General features: G+C 66.5%; 5 protein-coding genes. 4 read left to right on the forward strand and 1 reads right to left on the reverse strand.

What is annotated here, in order from left to right; all coding sequences use genetic code 11:
• A partial coding sequence (locus ACR2JI_RS09285) for a VOC family protein (protein WP_526389789.1) occupies positions 1-501 on the reverse strand: 501 nt, incomplete at its 3' end.
• Between the two features lie 64 nt (positions 502-565).
• On the opposite strand from ACR2JI_RS09285, the gene ACR2JI_RS09290 reads away from it, so the two are divergent.
• The 4 genes from ACR2JI_RS09290 to ACR2JI_RS09305 all read left to right on the forward strand — a co-directional run bounded on the left by ACR2JI_RS09290 (position 566) and on the right by ACR2JI_RS09305 (position 6252).
• Positions 566-1687 carry an alpha/beta hydrolase family protein gene (locus tag ACR2JI_RS09290; RefSeq protein ID WP_526389790.1) on the forward strand — a complete coding sequence of 374 codons (1122 nt, stop codon included), beginning with the start codon at positions 566-568 and terminating at the stop codon, positions 1685-1687.
• Entirely contained in the window at positions 1678-2658 is a 981-nt protein-coding gene (locus ACR2JI_RS09295; protein WP_526389791.1) for a 2-hydroxyacid dehydrogenase, read from the forward strand. Before ACR2JI_RS09290 ends, ACR2JI_RS09295 begins: the two co-directional genes overlap by 10 nt.
• Before the next feature lie 79 nt (positions 2659-2737).
• Entirely contained in the window at positions 2738-3988 is a 1251-nt protein-coding gene (locus tag ACR2JI_RS09300) for an MFS transporter (protein WP_526389793.1), read from the forward strand.
• Between the two features lie 65 nt (positions 3989-4053).
• Positions 4054-6252 carry an acyl-CoA dehydrogenase family protein gene (locus ACR2JI_RS09305; protein ID WP_526389792.1) on the forward strand — a complete coding sequence of 733 codons (2199 nt, stop codon included), beginning with the start codon at positions 4054-4056 and terminating at the stop codon, positions 6250-6252.
• Positions 6253-6324: the final 72 nt, after the last annotated feature.

Here is a 6324-nt window from a genome sequence, read left to right on the forward strand (position 1 = left end):
GGTCCAGCAGGCGAACTCCAGCAGGATCCCGTCTGGATCGGTGAAGTAGAACGATCGGACATAGACCCCTGGTTGCATGGTCCGCGCAACCTGCTGCGGGCTGTTGTCGTGGTTGAGTACCGGGCCGACTCGGACGCCCCTGTCGATCAGGCGCTGCCGGTAGTCATCGAACCGTTCGGCCGGCACGTGGAAGGCGAGGTGGTTCATCGAACCGACCGCGGTGACGATATCGCCGACGCCCGGCAAGGCAGCCGGGATGGTCTCCCCGATTTCGGAGTCCGGGGCTCCGGCGAACCAGAAGAAGGCGACACAATCGCCGTTGCCGGCGTCGAAGAAGAAGTGCTGTCCCATACCGTCGGGCAGGTCCAGCGATTTGATCAGCGGCATCCCCAGCACACCGGTGTAGAAGTCCACGGTGCGCTGCATATCCGAACACACCAGAGCGACGTGGTTGATTCCGCTGAGTTCGAATTCTCGGTTGGGGAACTCGGGCTTGATCATGGCGCGCCTCCTCGATTGCCCCGATTCTAGGCGTGCGGGGGTCCGGCGAATATGGTCTTGTGTCATGGCGCCGCCCGGAGTCGTCCGCGAGTTCGTCGGACTGCCGTCCCCCACGGCGCCGCGCGCCGGGGCGGGCGGTCATCCGTGCCAGGGGCTCTACCACCGCCTCGGGGGCGCCCGTCCGAAGATCGCGTTGATCGCCACGCACTATCAAATCGACTTCTCCGAGCACTACATCGCCGACTTCCTCGCTGCCCGCGGGTTCGGCTTCCTCGGGTGGAATACCCGCTTCCGGGGCTTCGAGAGCAGTTTCCTGCTCGATCACGCACTCGTCGATATCGGTGTCGGGGTGCGGTGGCTGCGCGAGACCCAGGGCGTGGAGACCGTCGTGCTGCTCGGCAATTCCGGTGGCGGCTCGCTGATGGCCGCCTACCAGTCACAGGCGGTGGAACCCAACGTGACCGCACTGGCGGGCATGCGTCCGGCCACCGGTCTTGAGGATCTCCCGGCAGCCGACGGGTACATCTCCAGCGCCGCCCACCCGGGCCGGCCCGATGTGCTGACCGCGTGGATGGACGGTGCCGTCATCGACGAGAGGGATCCCGTCCCCAGCGATCCGGACCTCGACCTGTTCGACGACCGCAACGGACCGCCGTTCTCCGCCGAGTTCGTCGACCGCTACCGGGCCGCCCAGGTGGCCCGCAATCAGAAGATCACCGACTGGGCGCGCGATGAACTGATCCGAGTCCGGGCCGCGGGATTCTCCGACCGACCCTTCACCGTGATGCGCACCTGGGCTGACCCGCGAATGGTGGACCCCACCCTCGAGCCCACCGGCCGCGAGCCGAATATGAGTTACGCCGGTGTGCCGATTGCGGCCAACCGTTCTCCCCGGGGCATCGCCGCGGCCTGCACGCTGCGCAATTGGCTGGGCATGTGGAGCATGGAGACCGCCCAGACCCGGGCCGAACCGCACCTGGCGCGGATCACCTGCCCCGCTCTGGTGATCAACGCCGACCGCGACACCGGGGTATTCCCGTCTGACGCTGCCCGAATCGCCGCCGCACTGGCGAGCACCGACGCGACCTCGTGCTCGATCGACACCGATCACTACTTCACCACATCGGGGGCCCGTGACAAACAGGCCGACGTCATAGCCGAATGGATCGGCCGGCGATGGCGGTAAGTTCGTCCGTCAGGGTTCTGGCACACTTCATTCCTGGCGCTACCGTGCTGGATATCGTTGAGCCTCAGTCAGATTGGCTTGATATCCGGTGGTGTCACGAGGATGACGACGCAACCCTGCGGCGTGAACTCCCCTGGGCGGACGTGGTGTGGCATGTGCTCCGTCCTCTATCCGGAACGGACTTGCGCCGCGGCACACGGCTGCGGCTGGTGCACAAACTCGGCGCCGGGGTGAACACCATCGACGTCGACGCCGCCACCGAATCGGGTATCGCGGTGGCGAATATGCCGGGCGCCAACGCACCGTCGGCCGCCGAGGGCACGGTCCTACTGATGCTGGCCGCGATGCGCCGGCTGCTGGAGTCCGACAGCGCGACCCGCACCGGCCGCGGATGGCCGACCGATCCCACGCTGGGCGAGACGGTTCGCGACATCGGCGAGTGCACCGTTGGCCTGGTCGGCTACGGCAATATCGCCCGCCGAGTCGAGCGGATCGTCGCCGCAATGGGCGCCGAGGTGCTGCACACCAGTACCCGCGACAACGGCACCCCGGGCTGGCGGCCGCTGGCCGAACTGCTGGCAGCCAGCGACATCGTCAGCCTGCATCTTCCGCTGACGCCGGCGAGCGACAAGCTGATCAATCGGTCCACGCTGGCCTTGATGAAGCCGGGAGCCCTGCTGGTCAACACCTCCCGCGGCGGGGTGGTCGATGAGGCGGCGCTGGTCGAGGCGCTTCGCTCCGGCAGGCTGGCCGCGGCCGGGCTCGACGTATTCGCCGTTGAACCGGTGCCGGCCACCAATCCCCTGCTGGCTCTGAACAATGTCGTCGTCACACCGCACGTGGTTTGGTACACCCAGGACACCATGCGTCGCTATCTGGATCAGGCGGTGGACAATTGCCGTCGGCTGCGTGACGGTCAGGATCTGATCAACGTCGTCAACGGGAGGCACAGTGTTCGACTCGCCAAGTGAGGCGTCCGACTCGCCAAGTGAGCGATCGCTGGAGGCCCGTACGCTGCGCCGGGTCACCATCCGGCTGGTGCCACTGCTGATGGCGCTGTACTTCGTCAACTATCTGGATCGCACCAACCTCGGTATCGCCAAAGCCGAAGTCAGCGCCGATCTGCAACTGTCGGCGACCATGTTCGGTCTGGCGTCGGGCATCTTCTTCATCGGCTACGTGCTGGTGGAGGTCCCCTCGAATCTGGCATTGGTGCGGTTCGGCGCCCGACGCTGGCTGGCGCGTATCGCGGTGTCATGGGGGATCGTCGCGGTCGCCATCGCCTTCGCTCCCAACGCCGGATCACTGCTGGCGTTGCGCTTCCTACTCGGCGTCGCCGAGGCCGGACTTTTCCCGGGTGTCATCTTCTACCTCGGTCACTGGTTTCCGGCGGCCTACCGGGCCCGCATCGTCGGGGTGTTCATGCTCGCGATTCCGATTGCCTCCGCCATCGGAACACCGTTGGCGGCGTGGTTGATTCAGGCCGGACACGGAGCCTTCGGACTGTCCGGATGGCGGGTCATGATGATCTGCGTCGGACTGCCCGCGGTGATACTCGGAATCATCTGCTGGTTCTATCTCACCGATCGCCCGGCTGATGCGCACTGGTTGGCGGAGGACGAGCGACGCTGGCTCATCGGTGTGCTTGCCGCCGAGGAACGCGAGGTTGCCGAGACCTACCACTTCCCTCTGCGCCGGGTTTTGACCAGTCCGCGGGTGTGGGCGCTGGCGTTGGTCTACTTCGGCGTGGCCTACGGCCTGTACGCACTGGCATTCTTCCTGCCGACGATCATCGCCGGATTCCGGAAGACATTCGGGATGCAGCTATCCATCCTCCAGGTGGGGCTCATCACCGCGATTCCCTATGTCTTCGCCGCTCTTGCGATGTTCCTGTGGTCTCGGCACGCTGACCGCACCCGCGAGCATGTGTGGCATGTCGCCATCCCGCTTGCGGTGGGCGGCCTGGCGATTCCGGTTGCCTTGTATCTCCAGCATCCGGTCGCGGTGATGATCCCGGTGATCATCGCGGCGATGGGGGTCTTCAGTGCCCTGCCCATCTTCTGGACGCTGCCGCCGCGATTCCTCACCGGCGCCGCCGCCGCGGGCGGAATCGGGCTGATCAACTCGCTGGGCAACCTCGGAGGTTTCGCCGCGCCCTATGTGACGGGGGTGCTGTCGGATCTCACCGGAAGCAACCGGGCCGGTATGTGGACGGTTGGAGTGATCATGGTTCTCTGCGCAGCCCTGGTGGTCGCATTGCGAGCCGCCCCAAGGCCCGATCGAGCGGCGGCGGACGAGTAGTACCCTCGGTCCCAACCCACCGGTTAGTAAGTACGGTAAATCGCAACGAGGGAAGACGGCCACCCATGCCCATAGCGATCGAGTCCGAGCACGTCGAACTGGCGAAGTCAGTGCGATCCCTTCTCGAGAAGGTCGCACCACCGGAAGTTCTCCATGCAGCCCTTGAGGCGCCTGTGCAGAACCCGCCGGTGTACTGGCAGGGCGCGACCGAGCAGGGTCTGCAGGCCCTACATCTGGCCGAGTCGGTCGACGGCCAAGGCGCCGGACTGCTGGAACTGGCGATCGCGATCGCGGAGTTCGGCTACGCGGCTGCGCCGGGGCCGTTCATCCCGTCGGCAATAGCCAGCGCGCTGATCTCCGCCCATCATCCGGGCGCAGCGGTGCTGCGCAAGCTGGCCGCCGGCGAGACGATCGCCGTCTACGCGCTGGAGTCCGACCTGACCGCCGACCGGCACGGGGACACCTGCGTGATCCGGGGCGAGGCCCGCTCGGTTCCCGGCGCCGCGCAGGCCGAGATCCTGGTGCTCCCGGTCGCAATCGACGGCGGTATCGAATGGGCAGTGCTCGACGCGTCCGCGCTGGAGATCACCGCGCTGCGTTCGGTGGACCCACTACACCCGGTCGCACACGTGCGGGCGAACGGGATCGAAATCCGCTCCGACGCGCTGCTGTCGAACCTGTCCCAGGAGACCGGACGGGCGATCATCACCACGCTGTTGTCCGCCGAGGCCATCGGCATCGCGCGGTGGGCGACGGACACCGCCTCGGAGTACGCCAAGATCCGCGAGCAGTTCGGTCGGCCGATCGGCCAGTTCCAGGCCATCAAACACAAGTGCGCGGCGATGATCGCCACCACTGAGCGGGCGACCGCAGCGGTGTGGGACGCTGCGCGGGCCCTCGACGAGGCCGCCGAGAAGGGCTGGAGCAATTCCGAGACCGCCTATGTGTTCGCAGCCGCGGTAGCCGCCACACTCGCCCCGGTGGCCGCACAGCACTGCGCCCAGGATTGCATCCAGGTGCACGGCGGCATCGGATTCACCTGGGAGCACGACACCCACGTGTACTACCGCCGCGCACTGGCCCTGGTGTCGGCGTTCGGCCGCTCCACCGAATACGCGCAGCAGGTGTTCGACTCCGCGACCGGCACCGGGATGCGGGAGGTCAAGATCGACCTCGACCCGGCCACTGAGAAGCTGCGGGCCGAGATCCGCGCGGAAGTCGATGCGCTCAAGGCCATCCCGCGCGAGCAGCGCGCCGCCGCCATCGCCGAGGGCGGCTGGGTGCAGCCGCACCTGCCGCTGCCCTGGGGCCGCGCAGCCGCCCCGATCGAACAGATCATCATTTCCCAGGAGTTCGCCGCCGGCCGGGTCAAACGACCCAACATGGGTATCGCCGCCTGGCTGATTCCGTCCATCGTTACCTACGGCACCGATGAGCAGCAGCAACGCTTTCTCCCGCCCACCTTCCGTGGCGAGTTGATCTGGTGCCAGCTGTTCTCCGAGCCCGGCGCAGGATCGGATCTGGCGAGCCTGTCCACCAAGGCCACCAAGGTCGACGGCGGCTGGCGGATCACCGGGCAGAAGATCTGGACCACGGCCGCGCAGTTCTCCCGATGGGGAGCCCTGCTGGCACGGACGGACCCAAGCGCTCCTAAACACAATGGCATCACCTACTTCCTGCTCGACATGCAGAGCGAAGGTGTGGAGGTCAAGCCGCTGCGCGAACTGACCGGCAATGCGTTGTTCAACACCGTGTTCATCGACGATGTGTTTGTTCCGGACGAGTTGGTGCTCGGCGAGGTCGACCGCGGCTGGGAGGTGAGCCGCAATACCCTTACCGCAGAACGCGTTTCGATCGGCAGTGACGAGCCCGGATTCCTGCCGAATCTCAACCGTTTCGTCGAGTTCGTCACCGAGGGCCACTTCGACCAGATCGGCCATCACCGCGCCGGCGAGCTGATCGCCGAGGGGCACGCCGCCAAACTGCTGAACATGCGCTCGACGCTGCTCACGTTGGCGGGCGGCGACGCGATGCCCTCGGCGGCAATCTCCAAGTTGCTGTCGATGCGCACCGGCCAGGGCTACGCCGAATTCGTGGTCTCCTCGTTCGGTGCCGACGGCGCCATCTGGGAGCCCGACTCGGTGCAGGGCAGGTGGGCTGAGTACCTGCTCGCGAGCCGTGCGACCACGATCTACGGCGGCACTTCGGAGGTGCAGCTCAACATCATCGCCGAGCGGCTGCTCGGCCTGCCCCGCGACCCTTAGGCCTGCCTCACCTGACCTCGATCTGACGCAATTCCCGCTTGAGGATCTTGCCGGTCGGGTTGCGCGGCAACT

The organism is Mycobacterium sp. (genome assembly GCF_051006775.1).
In the GTDB taxonomy this organism is placed as follows: domain Bacteria; phylum Actinomycetota; class Actinomycetes; order Mycobacteriales; family Mycobacteriaceae; genus Mycobacterium.